Raw genomic sequence first — 17,120 nt, forward strand, 5'->3', positions numbered from 1 at the left:
TTTTTTAAAAGATTTTAACACCGCAGGAGGAAACCATGCCAAAACTTACAGACATTGAGAAAATACTCGTAATCGGTTCCGGCCCGATCATCATCGGGCAGGCCGCTGAATTTGACTACAGCGGCACGCAGGCGTGCAAGGCCCTGAAGGAAGAAGGCTACGAGGTTGTGCTCATTAATTCCAACCCCGCTACGATAATGACGGACCTTGATATGGCGGATAAGGTCTATATCGAACCGATTACCCTCGATACGGTTATCCGCATCCTGAAAAAGGAGAAACCGCAGGGAATCATCGCGACCCTCGGCGGCCAGACGGGCCTTAATATGGCCATCGAGCTGGATAACAGCGGTATCCTGCCCAAGCTTGGCGTCCGCCTCCTCGGTACGCAGCTCGATTCCATCAAGCTGGCCGAAGACCGCGAGCTATTCAAGGACCTGATGGTGAAAACCGGACAGAAAACGACCCACTCCACCATCGTTACCTCCCTTGAGGAAGCGGAAGCATTTTCGCAGGAATGCCCTTTCCCGCTGATCGTGCGGCCCGCCTATACGCTCGGCGGAACCGGGGGCGGCGTTGCGCACAATATGGACGAGCTTCGGGATATCACCGCGCGCGGCCTTAAAATGAGCCTCATCCACCAGGTGCTTCTCGAACAGAGTGTCGCCGGCTGGAAGGAAATTGAATACGAGGTGATCCGCGACAATGCCGATAACTGCATCATCGTGTGCAACATGGAAAACATAGACCCCGTGGGAGTGCATACGGGCGACAGTATTGTCGTCGCGCCCTCCCAGACGCTTACGGACCGCGAGTACCAGATGCTGCGCACCTCGGCGCTGAAAATCATCCGCGCGCTCGACATCAGGGGCGGCTGCAACATCCAGTATGCGCTCGATCCGAATTCCTACGATTACGTGGTCATCGAGGTCAACCCGCGCGTATCGCGTTCCTCCGCGCTCGCCTCCAAGGCGACAGGCTATCCGATCGCCCGTGTCGCGGCAAAAATCGCGGTGGGCTACAACCTCGATGAAATCAAAAATTCCGTTACCGGGAAGACATACGCATGCTTTGAGCCGACGCTCGACTATGTAGTCACCAAGGTTCCCCGCTGGCCTTTCGATAAGTTCACGGGCGCAGACAGGATTCTCGGCACGCAGATGAAGGCCACGGGCGAGGTCATGGCCATTGGCCGCAGCATCGAGGAATCCCTGCTGAAGGCAATCGACTGCCTCGACGTAAAACTCAACTATAACCTCGGCATGAAAAACATCGACGACTGGACGCTGAACGAGCTCCACGAATCGCTCCGCAACCCGGACGACGAACGAATTTTCGTGCTCTCAAAGGCGCTCGAACGCGGCTATACGGTTGAAAAGCTGCATGAAATCACCCAGATTGACGAATTCTTTATCAATAAGCTGAAAAACATCGTCGACCTTTCAAGCCGCCTTAGGAGCTACACCATCGAAGACCTGCCCGAATGGGTGCTTCGGAAGTGCAAAAAGGCGGGCTTCGGCGACGGCTACATCGCGGACTGCATCGGCGCGCACGAATCGCAGATCACCTATATGCGCAATTCGATGGGCATCCATCCGTCCTTCAAGAAGGTGGATACCTGCGCGGGCGAGTTCAAGGCCGTCACGCCCTATTATTATTCGACCTACGACAATGAGGACGAGGTCGAGCGCACCGACCGCAAAAAGGTCATCGTGCTCGGTTCCGGCCCCATCCGCATCGGCCAGGGCATCGAGTTTGACTACTGCTCCGTGCATTCCGTCAACACCTTAAAGGAAATGGGCTACGAGTCCATCATCATCAACTCCAACCCGGAGACGGTCTCCACGGACTTCGATACGTCCGATAAGCTGTACTTCGAGCCGCTCACCAAAGAATGCGTGCTCGATATCATCGATAAGGAGAAGCCGGAAGGCGTCATCGTCCAGTTCGGCGGCCAGACGGCGATCAACCTTGCCAAGCCCATTGTGGATACGGGTAAATCGGTGCTCGGCACCTCGGTGGAAGACATCGACCGCGCGGAGGATCGGGACAAATTCCTGCATGTGCTGCAGGAGCTCGATATCCCGCTTCCCAAGGGCGATACAACCTTTTCCCTCGAGCACGCGCTCGAGGCGGCGGCGGATATCGGTTACCCGGTGCTCGTGCGTCCCTCCTATGTGCTCGGCGGCCGCGCCATGGAAATCGTGTACAACGACGCGGAGCTCACCGAATATATGACGATGGCGGCGGAGGTTTCCCCGGATAAGCCCGTTTTGGTGGACAAATATGTCGTCGGCAAGGAAATTGAGCTCGACGCGGTATGCGACGGCGAGGACGTCCTCGTCGTGGGGATCATGGAGCACCTCGAGCGTGCAGGCGTGCATTCGGGCGACAGCTTCGCAGTCTATCCCACGCAGACCATCTCCAAGGAAGCGAAAAAGAAGGTTGCGGAATACGGCATTGCCCTCGGACGGGCGCTCAACGTCAAGGGGCTTTTCAACATCCAGTTCGTTATGGATGAAAAAGAAAACGTATATGTCATTGAAGTAAACCCGCGCGCGAGCCGCACCGTCCCGATCCTGTCCAAAGTGACGGGCGTGCCGATGGTCGGCCTTGCGACGCGCATCATGCTCGGTGAAACGCTTAAGGGTATGGGGTATGAAACGGGCGTTCACAAGGAATCGCGGCTTGTCACCGTCAAGGCCCCGGTGTTCTCCTTCTCCAAGCTTGCCACGGTGGACACCTTCCTCGGACCGGAGATGAAATCCACGGGCGAGGTGATGGGAACGGACCGTACGTTCATCAAAGCGCTGAAAAAGGCGTTCCTGGCCTCCGGGAGCAGCATCCCGGCTAAGGAAGGCACGATACTCGTCAGCGTCGCCAACCGCGATAAAGAAGAAGCGCTTGGCATCGCAAAGCAAATGAAGGAATGCGGCTTCGAGCTCGCGGCAACGCCGGGAACACATCAATATTTCAGCGAGCACGGCTTTGAAACGGAGCTTGTGCCCAATGAAAATGTGCTCGAGCGCATCAAATCCGGGGATTTCGTGCTGATTGTCAATACGCCCACGCGCGGTAAGCAAAAAACGCGCAGCGGCTTCCGCCTGCGCCGTACGGCGGTTGGCTTCAACGTTCCGTGCATTACGTCCATGGATACGGTGAATTCCATGCTTAAGGTGCTCCAGTCGGACGACAAGCTGAGCATTATTCCGCTCGGCGATTACAAATAAGGGGGCGGCGCATCATGATGGATCAGATTTTACTGGTAAAGGCCACGGAAGCCGATGCAAAAGACGTCCTTGAAATTACCAAGCGTGCTTTTGACCTTTATGCAAAGGAAATCCGCAAACGCGAAAGCGTCGCGGCACTGTATGAAACGCTTGACGACGTGCTTTCGGATATCCGCAGCAAAAATGTTTATATCGCCAAGATCGATGGTGAAATCGTGGGCAGCGTTCGTTTCGAGCTGCTTGCGGACGGCATTGCCTACCTGAGCCGCTTTTCCATCGACCCCGAGGCGCAGAACCTTGGCATCGGCGGCCTGCTGCTCGAGAAGGTGCGCATTGAATGCCTTTCCATGGGCGTGCGCGCCATCGCCCTGCATACGGCGTCCAAAATGCGCTCTACAGTGGCGTTTTACCTCAAAAACGGCTATTACATCCATTCCATCTCCAAGGACAGCGACTATATTCGGGCGCTCATGGTGAATGAAATTTGCGAGATGGATGAAATGTTTGATTACGAAACGGTGTGTGCCAGGGCCAAGCATTAGGCGCACGGGAGGAGCGGTTATGAAAAAGCTTTCGGCAATCATTTTAAGCGCGGTTGTTTTGTTCGCCGCGCTTTTTTCCGCCTGTTCGGCAGCGCCGGAGCCTTCCACGCCGCCTGTCGTCTCTGCGGCCCCGTCCGCAGCACCGTCGCCGGAGCCTTCCCCGTCGCCCACGCCGCCGCCTGCTTCCGTAACGCTCATGGCGGTGCCGGAGACCTTCACGGATATTCCCGAACTTTTTTTCATTATATCCCCGCAATTGGATGTCAATATCCCGGCCGATCTCGGTTTCCCCGTCTACCTTGACGCGGGAAACGCTGATAATGAATATTTTGCCTTTGGCCAAAAGCTCGACCCGGCGGATGGCTCTGTGATCGAACAGGGTTTTTACATCGTCTCTTTCCACGAGGAGCCCGTGACGGCAGAATCCGCAAAATTCCTTTCCGAGGGTGAACAGCTTGTCTGCCGCACAAGGTCGGAAAACAACCTGGCGGAGGTTTTTACAATTGGCGACCGGGAAAATCCTTATGATGATTCGATTTTTACGGATTATAAGGTCGTGCGCATGGCGCTCGATTTCGATCCGCTGACGGCTGTACCGGTTGACCTTGCCGCCCGCGCGGCCGCAGCAACGCCCGCGCCAACCTCAACGCCCGTGCCCGATGGCGATAACGATGCGGGGCCGGAAACGCCCGGGACGCCTGTGCCCACGGAAGCCTCCGAGCCCGGGCCTACGCTCGTTCCCATGGAAGAAAACGAGGCTTACCAGGCCGAATACGACCAATTATGGGCGGAATATGAAGCGAAATTTGCCCCGTTATCTGCTAAAATCAAGGAAGCGCAGGAGAAGCTTGACAGCGGGGAATATACGCAGGAACAATATGACGAGGAGTACCATCGGTGGGATCGGGAAATCCGCTCACTGGATTTTGATTTTATGATGGCACATGCGGAGCTTGCGGAAAAATACGGCTATCACATTACGATTTCTTAAAGGCTGAAATCTACGGAAAAGGAAGGGAATTGCCGTTTCCCGTATTGTTTTTTGTTTATTAAATAAAATAGTTCAGGGAGGAAATTTATTATGGTATCATTGATTTTAGGACTTTTGGCTCTTTTGTGCGATATCCTCGCATGGATTCCCACGCTCCATCTCAGCTATCTTTCGTTTATCGGTTTTGTGCTGGCCATTGTCGCCGTTGCGACGGGCAGTAAGATCATCAAGGTCGATCCCGCGGATAAGAACGCGCGCGCAGGGAAAGCCATCGGCACAGTGTGTATCGTGCTCGCTCTGCTCGCCGTTATTTTTTGGGTCATCCTGCTGCCCATTGGCTGTATTGCGGCAATCTTTTAAAAAGAATCCTGGCAGGAGGAATATACGGGCTGTATATTCCTCTTTTTAGTTCCGTTTTTATCGAAAATCGATAAATTTTTATTGACATATAATAATGCGCACGATATACTGATTCATGAAAGCGAATGGACGGAGGGCTTTTTATGAAAATTTCAGGTAAAAAAATAGCGGGCGCCCTGAACGTGATCCTGCTGGTATGTATGGTGGTAATATTCGTGCTTTTTATGGACCTTCCCTTTTTGACGGAACAGGTCTCCCGTTACTTTATCTATCTGGTGCCGAGTATGTTCTTTTTCTACACGGCTGGCTCGATCTCCCTGTGGTTCCTGTGGGAGCTGCGTAAGCTGATCCTCAGCGTCAGGGAGGGCAATCCGTTTGTACGGCGCAATGTCAAAAGTTTAAAGCGCCTGTCCGTCGCCCTTGCGCTCCTGCTGGCGGATTTCATATTCATATTCTGTTTTGTGCCTTCCATCTCGAAACTGCTGTGTATTGCCGTCCTGCTCCTCGGCGTGTTGTGCGCGCAGGTGCTTGCCCACCTGATTGAGCGGGCCGCGGAATACCGCGAAGAGATCGACCTGACTGTGTGAGGTGATAATGTGGCAATCCTTGTAAACCTCGACGTAATGATGGCAAAACGGAAAATCAGCTTAAACGAGCTCTCGTCCATAGTAGATATCTCACTCGCGAACCTGTCTATCCTTAAAAACAATAAATGCCGCGCGGTGCGCTTCTCTACCCTGAACGCGCTGTGCAGGGCGCTCGACTGCCAGCCGTCCGACTTGCTGGAGTATATCCCGGACGAGGACGCCTGAACCGTAAAACCATAGCGGAAACACAATAAGGAATATCCCGCACCGCATCTTTCCCATGCGCATTGCGGCTGGTTTGTTATACCCAAAAACAGGCCGGCCGGAGCCGTTTGCCCTCCGTCCGGTGCAAAATATTTAATAATTAATTGCCGTATATTCTCTCCTGCCTGTCCGGGCAGGTAACCAAAAGGAGGTTTTCCCATGAATATTGAATCCACGCAGGCCGGGGTCCGTACCCCGCGCCTTGCCCTCGCGGGCACCGTGCTTGCCATATTGTTCTGCATCCTGCTTTACGATAACCTGGCGGGCCTCATCCCCCCGGGCCTCAACATTCCGCTCTATCTTGCCGCTTTTTACCTGTGCCTCGGTATGCTGTTCGGCAAACGTTTTTGGCAGGGATGCCGCCGCACGGTTTTCCACCTGGTTTTTACCGCCCTTCTGGCGGTTACGTTCCTGTTGTTCAATAACCCGGTATTGCTTACGATCAACGCCATCCTGATTGTTCTGCTCACGGGGGAGCAGGTCATGCTGTGTATGAGCCATGCGCTCTATGACCCATATTCCGTCCTATTTGTCGGCGACAGCCTGGCGCTGTGGTTCTCCTTTTCCTTCGGCGGCATAAAAAACTCTTTCTCCCAATACAGGAGCGGCGGGAAGGGACGTTTTACCGGAATCCTGATCGGCATCGCCGTCACGATTCCCGTCCTGCTTGCCGTGATTCCGCTTCTCCTTTCCGGCGATGCGGTATTCAGCAAATTCTTTGCCGACCTGTTCGGGAACCTCAAATGGGGCGATATTGTGGGCAAGGTGCTCTGCGCGCTTGTTTTATTCGCGCTTTTCTCCGGATTATTCTGGTCGCTTGGAAATAAAATTCGTGCGCGGGGCACGGTTCCTCCTGTACACAAGGATAAGGCCGCCGCCTTTAACCAGGCCGCTTCCTTTGTCCTGCTTTTTGCACTGTGCGCGGTTCTTGCCATCTTTTGCAGCATCCAGTTCCTTTACCTGTTCTCCGGGCGTGTCCCGGAAGGCATCACCTACAGCGAATATGCGCGCAGCGGATTTTGGCAGCTTCTCGCGGCCGCCGCGATTGTGATGACCATCGTGTTCCTGCTGCTCCGCTTTGCGGCTCCCTGCCCGCACGCGGCTTTCAACCTGCGGCGCGTCCTTATGTCGCTTCTCCTCGTCTGTACAATCATTCTCCTTGTTTCATCCTTTTCACGCATGACCCTGTACGAACAAAGCTTTGGCTTTTCCCAGCTGCGCCTGTTCACCCAATTCTTTATGGCAGCATTGTTTTTATTCCTAGCCGTCAGCATCCTGCGGCTGTGGCTGCCCCGCGTCGACTTGAAAAAATGCGCCTTCTTCTGCTTCCTTTGCTGCTATATGGCGCTCGCTTTCTGGAATATAGACGCATTTATCGCACGGGAAAATATAAAGAACCAGGGCGGGAATGCCGATATCACGTATCTTACGACACTCAGCGCCGATGCGCTTCCCTACTATATCGATTCCCTTGACGCCGACTATTTCACGACAATGATCGTTGATTCCGATCCCTATACGGATATGGACGATTTCAATTACCAATACCTTGGCGACGGCAAGGTATTGCTGTACCGTGATGAACAGGTCATCACACAGGCTTATAACCTGCGCCGCATCATGCGGGACCTCGAGGTGTCGTGCGATTGGCGGTACCTGAACCTGGGACGGGATGCCGCGCGCGCAGCGCTCAAAACGGTTCCGGAGCTGACCGAAAACATCAATACAATCAAGGATGCGTTTACCCTCTCCCAGCCGTAATCCTTCCGGCAGGAAACCGTATATAGCCCCGCAGCGCACCCCGGGGATAAAAAAACGGCAGAACATATGTTCTGCCGTTTTTTTTTAATTCGTTCAGATAAAGCGTACCGGGTTGCACTTCACGCCCGGGCCCATCGTTGCGGAAAGGACCACGCTTTTCAGATACGTACCCTTTGCAGCCGACGGCTTTGCCTTAACAATCGCGTCCATAATCGCCTTGAGGTTTTCACGAAGTTGGTCTTCGCTGAAACTCTTCTTGCCGATCGGAACGTGGATAATCGCCGTTTTGTCTACCCTGTATTCCACTTTACCGGCTTTGATGTCGTTGATCGCTTTTTCGATCTCCATCGTAACCGTTCCGGATTTCGGGTTCGGCATAAGGCCCTTCGGCCCGAGAATTTTACCAATGCGGCCGATCTGTCCCATCATGTCGGGAGTCGCCACGATCACATCGAAATCAAACCAGTTTTCTTTCTGAATCTTTTCGATCATTTCTTCCGCGCCGACAAAATCCGCGCCCGCATCCTGGGCTTCCTTCGCCTTATCGCCCTTGGTGATGACGAGCACGCGTACCGCTTTACCCGTACCATGCGGGAGAACAACCGCGCCCCTTACCTGCTGGTCCGCATGGCGGGGGTCAACGCCCAATTTTACGGAAAGCTCGATGGTTTCATCAAAATTCGCCTTAGCGGTTTCTTTGCAAACCTTCACCGCTTCTTCCGGGTCAAACAGGTTCATTTTGTCAAAGGACTTTACACTGTCCTGGTATTTTTTTCCTCTTTTCATCGCTTAGCCCTCCACTTCTACGCCCATGCTTCTCGCCGTGCCGGCAATCATGCTGACCGCCGCATCGAGGCTTGCCGCATTCAGGTCGGGCATTTTCAGAGTCGCAATTTCTTCCAGCTGGGCGCGCGTGATCTTCGCAACCTTCTGCTTGTTCGGAACGCCGGAAGCCTTTTCGATTTTGCAGGCCTTTTTAATCAGCACTGCCGCCGGGGGCGTTTTGGTGATAAAGCTGAACGAACGGTCGGCATACACCGTAATTACGACAGGGATAATCAGCCCCGCCTGCTGCGCCGTTTTTTCGTTGAACGCCTTGGTGAAATCCATAATGTTGACGCCGTGCTGTCCAAGCGCCGGACCTACCGGCGGCGCGGGCGTCGCTTTTCCTGCGGGTATCTGTAATTTGATATACCCTGCAATTTTCTTTGCCATTTTCTTTTCTCCTTCTTTTATATGATGTGGTGTACGGCGTGAGGATTACGCCTCCCACTCTTAAACACTCAGGTTTTTATATCCGTTTTACCTGCACGAAGTCGAGCTCCACAGAGGTGTCGCGCCCAAACATAGAGACAAGCACGCGGACCTTCTGGCGCTCCGTATTCACTTCCTCAACCACGCCGACAAAGCTTTCGAGCGGCCCGGAGGTCACAATCACGTTATTTCCAACCTCAACATCGAGGCTGATCCGTACATTTTCGATTCCCATCGAGCGCACTTCCGCATCCGAAAGCGGAATCGGCTTGGAAGACGGCCCGACAAACCCGGTTACGCCGCGCGTATTCCGCACAACATACCACGATTCATCCGTCAGGAACATCTTTACCATCACGTAACCGGGGAACATTTTCCTCGATACATGGCGCTTCTTTCCGTTTTTAACTTCAACGGATTCCTCCATCGGCACCTTTACATCCATAATCGTGTCATGCAAATTGTGATTTTCCACCGTCTTTAAAAGGTTGTCCATCACCTTGTTTTCATAACCCGAATAGGTATATACAACATACCAATAAGGCTTATCCGTTTTTTCCTGCTTTAAGAATTTCGGTTTTTCCTCTTTCTCTTCCGCAGGCTTTTCAATGTTCGCGTTTTCCTCAGGAATCTGAACATCTTCGGGTCCATTTTTATCCATACTCATATGAGAATAACTCCTAAGACAGCAGGAACGTCTTGAACAGGGAACCAAAGCCCCAGTCCATCAGTCCAACGATTACTGCGAAAATAATGATGAAAACAATGACCGCAAACGTTGTCTTGAACAAATCCTTGCGCGTCGGCCATGTCACCTTTTTAACTTCGCCCCAAACGTCCTTAAAGAAACGGGCAGGGCTCCTCTTTTGTTTTTTATTCTTCTTCTTGGCGAGCTTCTTTTGCTCTTTCAGGTGCTTTTCCCGTTCCTCGCCGAGTAGTTTGGTCTTAGCCATCGTAACGCCACCTCAAAAAATTATTTGGTTTCCTTATGTACGGTATGCTTTTTGCAAAATTTGCAATACTTGGACATTTCAATCCTGTCCGGGTCGTTCTTTTTGTTTTTCATCGTATCATAGTTTCTTTGTTTGCATTCCGTGCAAGCAAGCGTAATCTTCGTGCGCATTTCCTTCCCTCCGGTCCATTGTTTTTGAGCAATCTAAAAAAAGGCACTCTCTGCCTTTTATCAAAGATGCTTTTATATGTTACCATTAAACCCTGTTGTTGTCAATGTTTTTACGCGTTTTTTTCGTATTCTTTCGCCAAAAGGAGCGGCCTTCCCGGCCGCCCCTTTTATTCGTCCCGGAGCACGGTCTCAATGATGTACTTCGGCCGCTTTTTCGTTTCCATATATGCCTTGCCGACATATTCGCCGATAATGCCGATTGCCATCAGCTGGAGGCCGCCCAGAAGCCAGATCGACATCATCATGCTCGTCCATCCCGCCTGCGTATGCCCCATGGCGTTCACGACCAGCGAATAGATCAGCATTACGAGGCTCACCAAAAAAATCACCAGCCCCACCGTCGTAATCATACGAATCGGTTTTACCGAAAACGAGGTGATTCCGTCGAATGCAAAGCCGACCATCTTTTTCAGCGGATACTTGGATTCCCCCGCGAAGCGCTCGCCGCGCGAATATTCAACCGTCGCTGTTTTATAGCCGATTTGCGGCACGATCCCGCGCAGGAACAGGTTGACTTCCCCGAATTCGGCAAGCCCTTCAAGCGCGCGCCTTGACATCAGCCGGTAGTCCGCGTGGTTGTATACGGAATCCACGCCGAAAAATTTCAGCAATTTATAGAAAGCCTGCGCCGTATTACGTTTGAACCCGGTATCCGTATCACGGTTGTTGCGTACTCCATAGACAATATCGCAGCCGTCCTTGTATTTCTGCATGAACTCGTCCAGCACCTCGATATCGTCCTGCAAATCCGCATCCATGGAAATTGTCACGTCGCACAGGTCCTTTGCGGTCATAAGGCCTGCGAGCAGCGCGTTCTGGTGCCCACGGTTCCGGGACAGCTTCACGCCCAGCACACGCGAATCCTGCTTATGCAGTTCCTCAATGACCTGCCATGTCTTATCCTTCGAGCCGTCGTCCACATACATGATGCGGCTGTCCGGCGAAACCAGCCCGTCCGCTTCCATCCTGCTCAATTTATCAGTCAACCGTTTTGTCGTTTCGTGCAGCACCTCTTCTTCGTTATAGCACGGCACAACGATATATAATTTGTCCATTTGATTACCTGCTTTTCCAGATAGATTTCTCATTTCATGTTACTGTATTTTGCCCGCATAGTCAATCGGCTGTACGGCTTTTTTTGCCCGCCATTCGGATGTAAAACAGGCCAGTACAGCCATGCCCGCGGCAAGCGGCAGGCGTACCAGTACATCCTGTACAAAGGAACTGATCGCCAGCAGGTTCATCACATTGGACATCAGCGCCCACAAAAAAGCCAGCAACAGCACATACAGCACAGGCAATAAGCCGTTATCAAACGCCCTGCTTGCATAAATGGCCGCAGCCACGAACACGATATACAGGGTAGTATCCGCTGATACGGTAACAATCGCCGCACCCAGGCGCGACGCCAGGAAAAACGCCGCAAGCGCGCCGAGCACGGACGACACAACATAGGCAAGCAGGTAGGAAAGCTCCTTTCCGCCCTTTTGCCTCCTGTTAAACGGCGTTTTCAGCCGTGTAAAGAATACGAACAAAAACACAGCCGTAACCACGGCCGCAAGGAAAACCGCCGCCGCAAGCGCCGACCGCCCAAAACGGGGAATATCTTCCATCGCCTCCGGCCGCGCCGGGATCACGCCCAGCAATACCCGCAAGCCCACAAGCACAATGAGCGTTATTGCCGGGGCAGGTACTGGCGTATACAGCGCAACCGCACCGTTCAGCGCCCCGATTCCCGCCGCGACCAGCAAGGCCACCACAAGTCCGGCCGCCCATCCGTAGCCCTGCGCACTGAACTGTCCGACTACGAGCATCGTCAGCCCCATTACCGCTGCAATCGAAAAGTCCGGTCCTTTTGCGCGCACCGATACGCAGACCGCACAACCGACGACTGTCAGCTGTACCACCTGCATCCACACATTCTGTGCATTCGTCCCGCTGAAAAACATAGGTATAAAGGCCGTACAGCCAAACATCGCGATCATGGTCGCCGCAACAGGCAGGAGGCCTGCCCCTGTGTTGAAAAAAGTCATCTTTTGTTCCATGCCCGATCCCCTTCCTGTATGTTCATCTTCATCGTATCATAGTATCATAAATGCCTTACATAAAAAAGAGGACATTTATAAATGTCCTCTCTTGCTTTACCGCTATTCCTATCCTCTTTTCCTGCGCCTGTGCACCAGGCCAGCGCCCACCGCAGCCACACTGCCCATCAGTGCGGCCAGGAACAGATATGGCAGCAAATCCTGCCCGTCGTCTGTTTTGGGCGCCGTCGCGGGTTCGGAATCGCCCGCGTTTAGGTCCACCGGCTTCGTATCACCGCCGGTAACGCCCGGGCTGTCTCCCCCGTTATTGTCCGGCCTGCCTGTGCCCGGATCGTCCGGTTCCTGCGTTCCCGTGCCGCCCGGGTTGTCGCTGCCGCCTGCCGTCGGGGGCGCAATCGTGGCCGCCTCCATCCTGCGGCTGGAAACCGCGTAGGGCGAGGCGTGCGATATTGTATAGGTAATATAGCCGTTTTCATCCACCGCAAGCTCCTGCTCCTCGCAAAGCCCCCCTGTGGGATCGATCCAATACAGATATACGTTACTTCCCGGAGCAAAATTCCCGCCGACATAATCCATCCGCGTCACCGGGCAGGGGAACTCCCCGTCGTGCGCCAACTGGATAAACAGGATGCTCGCTCCCTCCGGCACGGAGTTTTTAGCTTGCTCCGCTACTTCGGTGCTTACCTCGTTGGTAAATCCAAGGTTGATGTCTTTTAGTTCTTCGGGCGCCACTCCAAGGGATAAATCAAGCGTAACCGTGGCTAAAATCTTTCCGTCTTCCCCTGTTGTTGCAAAAACCACGGCCTGTGAACCGTTGGCCACTGCGTCCACTATGCTTGCATCCACGTTTGCATTCACAGAATCTTTCGCATCCACTTTTATTACAACCACTTCTTCGGGTTTTGCACTTGAAATTGCTTCCCTGACTGTGTCGGAATCAATTTTCCCATTCTTCATTTCGGGTTCCACCACAACCTGCTCTTTTCCGCCCATACCCGGCACGACAGGTTTTGTCTCCGGCTGCGCCATTACCGTGACGGTGCAGGAAGCCATTTTTTCGTTCGCTGACCGGGCAGTAACTGTCGCCGTACCCGGTGCAACGGGAAGCAATAAACCCGTTTGGTCAACCTCCAGCACCTGAGGATCGGAAGAGCTCCATGTAAGCCCCTTGTCCGTTGCCGCATCCGGCTTAACAAATGCAACCAAGCGTCCTTTGCTCCCCATATCAAGGGAAATTGCTGAATTGCTCAAGGTTACGCTTGTCACCGCCACCGAGGCACTTGGAACGCTGACCGTCACTTCACATATCGCCTTCTTGCCTCCGGCTTCCGCCGTGATCGTCGCCGCACCGCTGCCAACCGCGGTTACTTTGCCGTTTTCAACCGCTGCCACTGCCGCGTTTGACGTACTCCAGGCGACCGTCTTATTTGCCGCGTCCTCTGGCAGTACCGTTGCCGTCAGCTGTGCATCCGCGCCTTTTTCCAGCACCAGCGCGGCCCGGTCAAGGCTCACGCTTTCCACACCGGGAACAATCCGGAAGGAATACGCGGTATCGTCCACACTTTCGCCGTAATAATAGCTCGCGTTGCCGTCATATTTCGCGCGAACCCAGTAGGTTCCCTTTTCCGACGGTACCGCGATTTGAGTGCCGGGCTGTCCGTTGTCGTCCGTATAATACAGCAGGGTGACTGCCGCTCCCGGAATTACCGTCCCGTCCGTCTTTTTAACGGTAAGACCTTGTAATTCCACCGTCGGGGCAGTTCCCGCAATAAATACATCTTTTTCCAGTCCGTCGGCGCTTACGGTAGTGGGAATGCCTACCACAGCCTTCCCGCTAAGGCCGATGAATGAAACCTCCGTTCCATCCGGCACAAAATTTTCCATATTCATTGACTGTCCGTCATCCGCGGTTGCAACCAGCGTTCCCGCCGTTGTCCGGTAGGGCGTCACGCCGATTCTTGCGGCACTTCCGATCCCCGTCACGTCGATCGATTTGCCTGAAGTCAGCACAACATTGCTCGGGGCCCCGTTTTTCGTGTTTCCCGTTACCTGTGCATTTCCGGAAATATTCAGGCTGCCGTTTGACATATAAATTCCGCCTGCGCCCGTATCAAACGGCATGGTGTTTTCCGTCACCTGCGCCTGGTCGGTAACCGTAAGGCTGCCGCCCGTCATGTAAATTCCCGCAACCGGCATCCTGGCAGTAGTATCGTTTGATACGTTGCCTGTTATCTTTGCATTTCCTTTAAGGACCACAGTTCCCTTGGTCATGTAGAAAGCCGCCGCCCGGTTATTCCTGCCCGATGTATTTCCTGAAATTTCCCCACCGTTCATGGTGAAAACGCCTTCTCCTGTGACAGAAACGCCGGGAGTCGCCTGGTTGCTGCCGCCGGTATTTCCGGTGATGGCGCCGCCGTTTATGGTAACGCTGCAGCCGTCTCCCTGGAGGCAAACGCTCGCGCTCGTCGTGCCGTTTCCGGAATTTCCGGTAATGGTTCCCCCGTTCATCACGAACGTCGCCGGTTCCGTCGCCCAGATGCTGCTTGTAACCTGTACGCCCCCGCCCGCAAATCCGGAATTCCCGGAAATCGTTCCGCCGTTCATGGTAAAATGGCCGCCGGCAACCGTTACGCCATAGCCGGAGCCGCCTTGGTTGGTCGTAACGCCGTTGCAGTTAGAAATTTCCCCGCCGTCCATGATAAGCGTGCCGTTTCCCATCAGCTTCACGCCGTCTTTTGCATTTCCCATCACGGCGGACCCTTCTTTCATGACCAGCGTTCCGGACGTGGCCATATTTTCGCCCACCTGCACGCCGGAGGAACCAAGATGCTGCAGCACCGCGCCGCCCTCAAGCGTCAGCGTCGAATTTTCCTTTATCACAAAGCTGTTGCTCTTTCCGCCTTCCACAACCACGTTTGCAAATGTGGTATCGGCGGTTACGGTCAGCATGCTGGTCATCGTAACGGTGTGCGCCCCTTCGTCGCTGCGAATCGTGAGGGGCTTATAAAATTTTCCGTAAAGACCGTATCCCACGCCGTCTTCATCATACCCTGTCTGCGTGGTCGTTCCAAATTCGCAGTCTTTTCCAAGGAGGATCGTATCGCCCGCCTCCGCCTTGTTGATCGCCTTCTGGAGGGATTCATACTCTTCCCCGGTTCGTTCGTTTTTCGCTGCAAATTTCGTTTTGGAATATACGGTTCCCACCGGGATCAGGCCGCTGAATGCGCCCGCCGTTTCCCCCGCGGCTTTCCGGTACGCATAATTTCCCTGGCTGGTAAGCGTTCCATCCGCGCCAACCGTAAAATAAGCGTTTACGCCATACCCTACCTTCAGCGTAACGACCAGGCTTCCGTTTCCGTCAAAAGAAGACGACGCCGAAACACCGCTTTCCGCCTGTGTCCCATCCGCCTGCAATTCCCCGACGATCCTGCCCCTCACCGCGCTGCCGCTTTGATAGATTTCAATTGCAGGTGCGTCCGGATTTTCGCTGCCGTAAGTTCCGATATAGTCTGTCAATACAACTGTTTTTCCCGGCTGTTCCGACGGTTGGAATAAGTTTTTCAAATATCCCTTATAGGTGTAGTTCCCGTCCATCTGTTCCCAGGTCAAGGCGCCGTCCACAAGCCTTTGCGCCCATACTCCCGCATAGGAAACGGTGAACTGGAGCAAATCATAATCGCCATATGCCACGCTCCTGAAAAACGCCGCGTCCAGCGCCAAAACCTCGCCCAGCCTTACGGTCGCGTCATAGCTGTCGTCCCCTACCTGAAAGCCTACCGCTGCGTCACCCCGGACGTTTCCCGCATAATCGTCTTTTGCGGTGATTTTCAGGTAGACCTTCTCTTGTTCGGCGGACATCACAGAAGCGGCCCTGAACTCATAAAAAATATTCGAACCCGTATTCCCGTTAAAAGAAGAATCCATTTTCTCGAGATGATCCGGGGCCGTTCCCACCCAAACATCCAGCACGTCCGGATTTGTATGGTCCTCTGCAATCGCATTGCTTTCAGTCTGCGGAATTTCCCTTGCCGATTCTTCCTGTATTGGTTGCTGGTCCCGTTCCACCGGCAGCACAGCCTGAGATGCGAATGTTTGTTCTGTATCCGGCTGCAGCGAAGGCTCCACCGTCGCTTCCGCGCTTACGCTTTCCTGCGGCTGGGCCATTTCCCCGGCCCCTCCCTCTTGTTCGCCGCTTTCCTCCGGCATCCCGGATTCTTCCGGCTGCAGTGCATTGGGCTCTGCCGTTTCCTCCGGTACTTCTGCCTGCTCCGCCGTCGTTTCTGCATCTGTCGCGCCCGTCGCGTCCGGCTGGGCGTTTGATATCCCAAATATGCCAAAAATAAGTGCGGACGCCAATAAGACCGCAATCCACCTCTTTGTTTTGCTGCCTGCTTTTTTTGTTTGTTTTCTCATGATTTGCTTCCCCATCTGTTTCTGGATCAGTTTGGTCCGCAGAGATGGTTTTGCAGAAGTGTAATTAAAATACCTTACCGATCTGGTATTTTATAAGGAAATAACATCACTTAACCTGCAACCCGGCCATCCTGCTTTCCGTTTAGACCCGTTGGCTTTGCGTCCCCGCCTTTCGACAGGTTTGCCTTTATAGATTATCTTACTTTTATTGTACTCCTTTTTCCCTAAAGGTCAACAAAATAATCATGAAAATACGCTTTGTAAAGGCAATTTTAAGCATTGGAGCAAAAAATGTATGATTTACCTCCCGCAATTTGCCAAATTCCGGCCAATACATTTTAACGAAAGCAAAAAAGGAATGGCAGCCTGCCATTCCTTTTTGTTTCTTTTGTTCCTTGGCCTGCGCTTACTCGATAACCCCGGATACAACCCCGGAGCCTACCGTGCGTCCGCCTTCGCGAATTGCGAACCGCAGTCCTTCTTCGATTGC

Annotated in this window: 16 protein-coding genes and 1 riboswitch; of the genes, 7 read left to right on the plus strand and 9 right to left on the minus strand. The window is 53.4% G+C overall.

Translation table 11 applies throughout. The features are described from left to right. The first annotated feature begins 35 nt into the window (after positions 1 to 35). The 7 genes from carB (at position 36) to BBD38_RS13005 (ending at position 7,735) form a co-directional block, all read left to right on the plus strand. Entirely contained in the window at positions 36 to 3,230 is a 3,195-nt protein-coding gene (gene carB / locus BBD38_RS12975; protein ID WP_066688938.1) for a carbamoyl-phosphate synthase large subunit, read from the plus strand. Between the two features lie 14 nt (positions 3,231 to 3,244). Continuing rightward, positions 3,245 to 3,772, plus strand: coding sequence for a GNAT family N-acetyltransferase (locus BBD38_RS12980; protein ID WP_066688940.1), 528 nt, complete (start codon positions 3,245 to 3,247; stop codon positions 3,770 to 3,772). Positions 3,773 to 3,791: 19 nt separating this feature from the next. Further along, positions 3,792 to 4,763, plus strand: a complete 972-nt coding sequence (locus BBD38_RS12985) for a hypothetical protein (RefSeq protein WP_066688942.1) — start codon at positions 3,792 to 3,794, stop codon at positions 4,761 to 4,763. Between the two features lie 90 nt (positions 4,764 to 4,853). Further along, positions 4,854 to 5,123 (plus strand): hypothetical protein, encoded by a 270-nt coding sequence (locus tag BBD38_RS12990; RefSeq protein WP_066688944.1) that lies wholly within the window; start codon positions 4,854 to 4,856, stop codon positions 5,121 to 5,123. A 143-nt stretch (positions 5,124 to 5,266) separates the two neighbouring features. Further along, positions 5,267 to 5,710 (plus strand): DUF2975 domain-containing protein, encoded by a 444-nt coding sequence (locus BBD38_RS12995; protein ID WP_066688946.1) that lies wholly within the window; start codon positions 5,267 to 5,269, stop codon positions 5,708 to 5,710. Between the two features lie 9 nt (positions 5,711 to 5,719). Beyond that, positions 5,720 to 5,935, plus strand: coding sequence for a helix-turn-helix domain-containing protein (locus BBD38_RS13000; protein ID WP_066688947.1), 216 nt, complete (start codon positions 5,720 to 5,722; stop codon positions 5,933 to 5,935). Positions 5,936 to 6,133: 198 nt separating this feature from the next. Further along, positions 6,134 to 7,735 carry a DUF4153 domain-containing protein gene (locus BBD38_RS13005; RefSeq protein WP_066688949.1) on the plus strand — a complete coding sequence of 534 codons (1,602 nt, stop codon included), beginning with the start codon at positions 6,134 to 6,136 and terminating at the stop codon, positions 7,733 to 7,735. 93 nt (positions 7,736 to 7,828) lie between these two features. Here BBD38_RS13005 and rplA read toward each other — a convergent pair whose 3' ends face one another. The 9 genes from rplA to BBD38_RS14590 all read right to left on the minus strand — a co-directional run. Continuing rightward, the gene (rplA, locus tag BBD38_RS14860) at positions 7,829 to 8,521 is read right to left on the minus strand and encodes a 50S ribosomal protein L1 (RefSeq protein ID WP_066688951.1); all 693 of its coding nucleotides are present in this window, start codon (positions 8,519 to 8,521) and stop codon (positions 7,829 to 7,831) included. A 3-nt stretch (positions 8,522 to 8,524) separates the two neighbouring features. Further along, a complete protein-coding gene (gene rplK, locus BBD38_RS14865; RefSeq protein ID WP_066688953.1) occupies positions 8,525 to 8,950 on the minus strand; it encodes a 50S ribosomal protein L11 in 426 nt (141 codons plus the stop codon). Between the two features lie 76 nt (positions 8,951 to 9,026). Beyond that, on the minus strand, positions 9,027 to 9,656 hold the full coding sequence (nusG, locus tag BBD38_RS13020; RefSeq protein WP_268873184.1) for a transcription termination/antitermination protein NusG: 630 nt from the start codon (positions 9,654 to 9,656) through the stop codon (positions 9,027 to 9,029). A gap of 13 nt (positions 9,657 to 9,669) precedes the next feature. After that, positions 9,670 to 9,942 (minus strand): preprotein translocase subunit SecE, encoded by a 273-nt coding sequence (gene secE, locus BBD38_RS13025; RefSeq protein ID WP_082989688.1) that lies wholly within the window; start codon positions 9,940 to 9,942, stop codon positions 9,670 to 9,672. 20 nt (positions 9,943 to 9,962) lie between these two features. Then, positions 9,963 to 10,112: a 50S ribosomal protein L33 gene (rpmG, locus tag BBD38_RS13030; RefSeq protein WP_046442442.1), complete on the minus strand. Its 150-nt coding sequence runs from the start codon at positions 10,110 to 10,112 to the stop codon at positions 9,963 to 9,965. 167 nt (positions 10,113 to 10,279) lie between these two features. Then, positions 10,280 to 11,227 (minus strand): glycosyltransferase family 2 protein, encoded by a 948-nt coding sequence (locus BBD38_RS13035; protein WP_066688954.1) that lies wholly within the window; start codon positions 11,225 to 11,227, stop codon positions 10,280 to 10,282. Between the two features lie 39 nt (positions 11,228 to 11,266). Beyond that, positions 11,267 to 12,217 (minus strand): ABC transporter permease, encoded by a 951-nt coding sequence (locus BBD38_RS13040; protein WP_066688955.1) that lies wholly within the window; start codon positions 12,215 to 12,217, stop codon positions 11,267 to 11,269. Positions 12,218 to 12,325: 108 nt separating this feature from the next. Beyond that, positions 12,326 to 16,630, minus strand: a complete 4,305-nt coding sequence (locus BBD38_RS13045; RefSeq protein WP_066688956.1) for an Ig-like domain-containing protein — start codon at positions 16,628 to 16,630, stop codon at positions 12,326 to 12,328. Between the two features lie 113 nt (positions 16,631 to 16,743). Further along, positions 16,744 to 16,826: riboswitch (cyclic di-GMP riboswitch) on the minus strand. Between the two features lie 210 nt (positions 16,827 to 17,036). After that, a partial coding sequence (locus BBD38_RS14590) for an EF-Tu C-terminal domain-related protein (RefSeq protein WP_330672288.1) occupies positions 17,037 to 17,120 on the minus strand: 84 nt, incomplete at its 5' end.

Origin of the sequence: Christensenella intestinihominis (genome assembly GCF_001678845.1) — a bacterium.
Classification (GTDB): Bacteria; Bacillota; Clostridia; order Christensenellales; family Christensenellaceae; genus Christensenella; species Christensenella intestinihominis.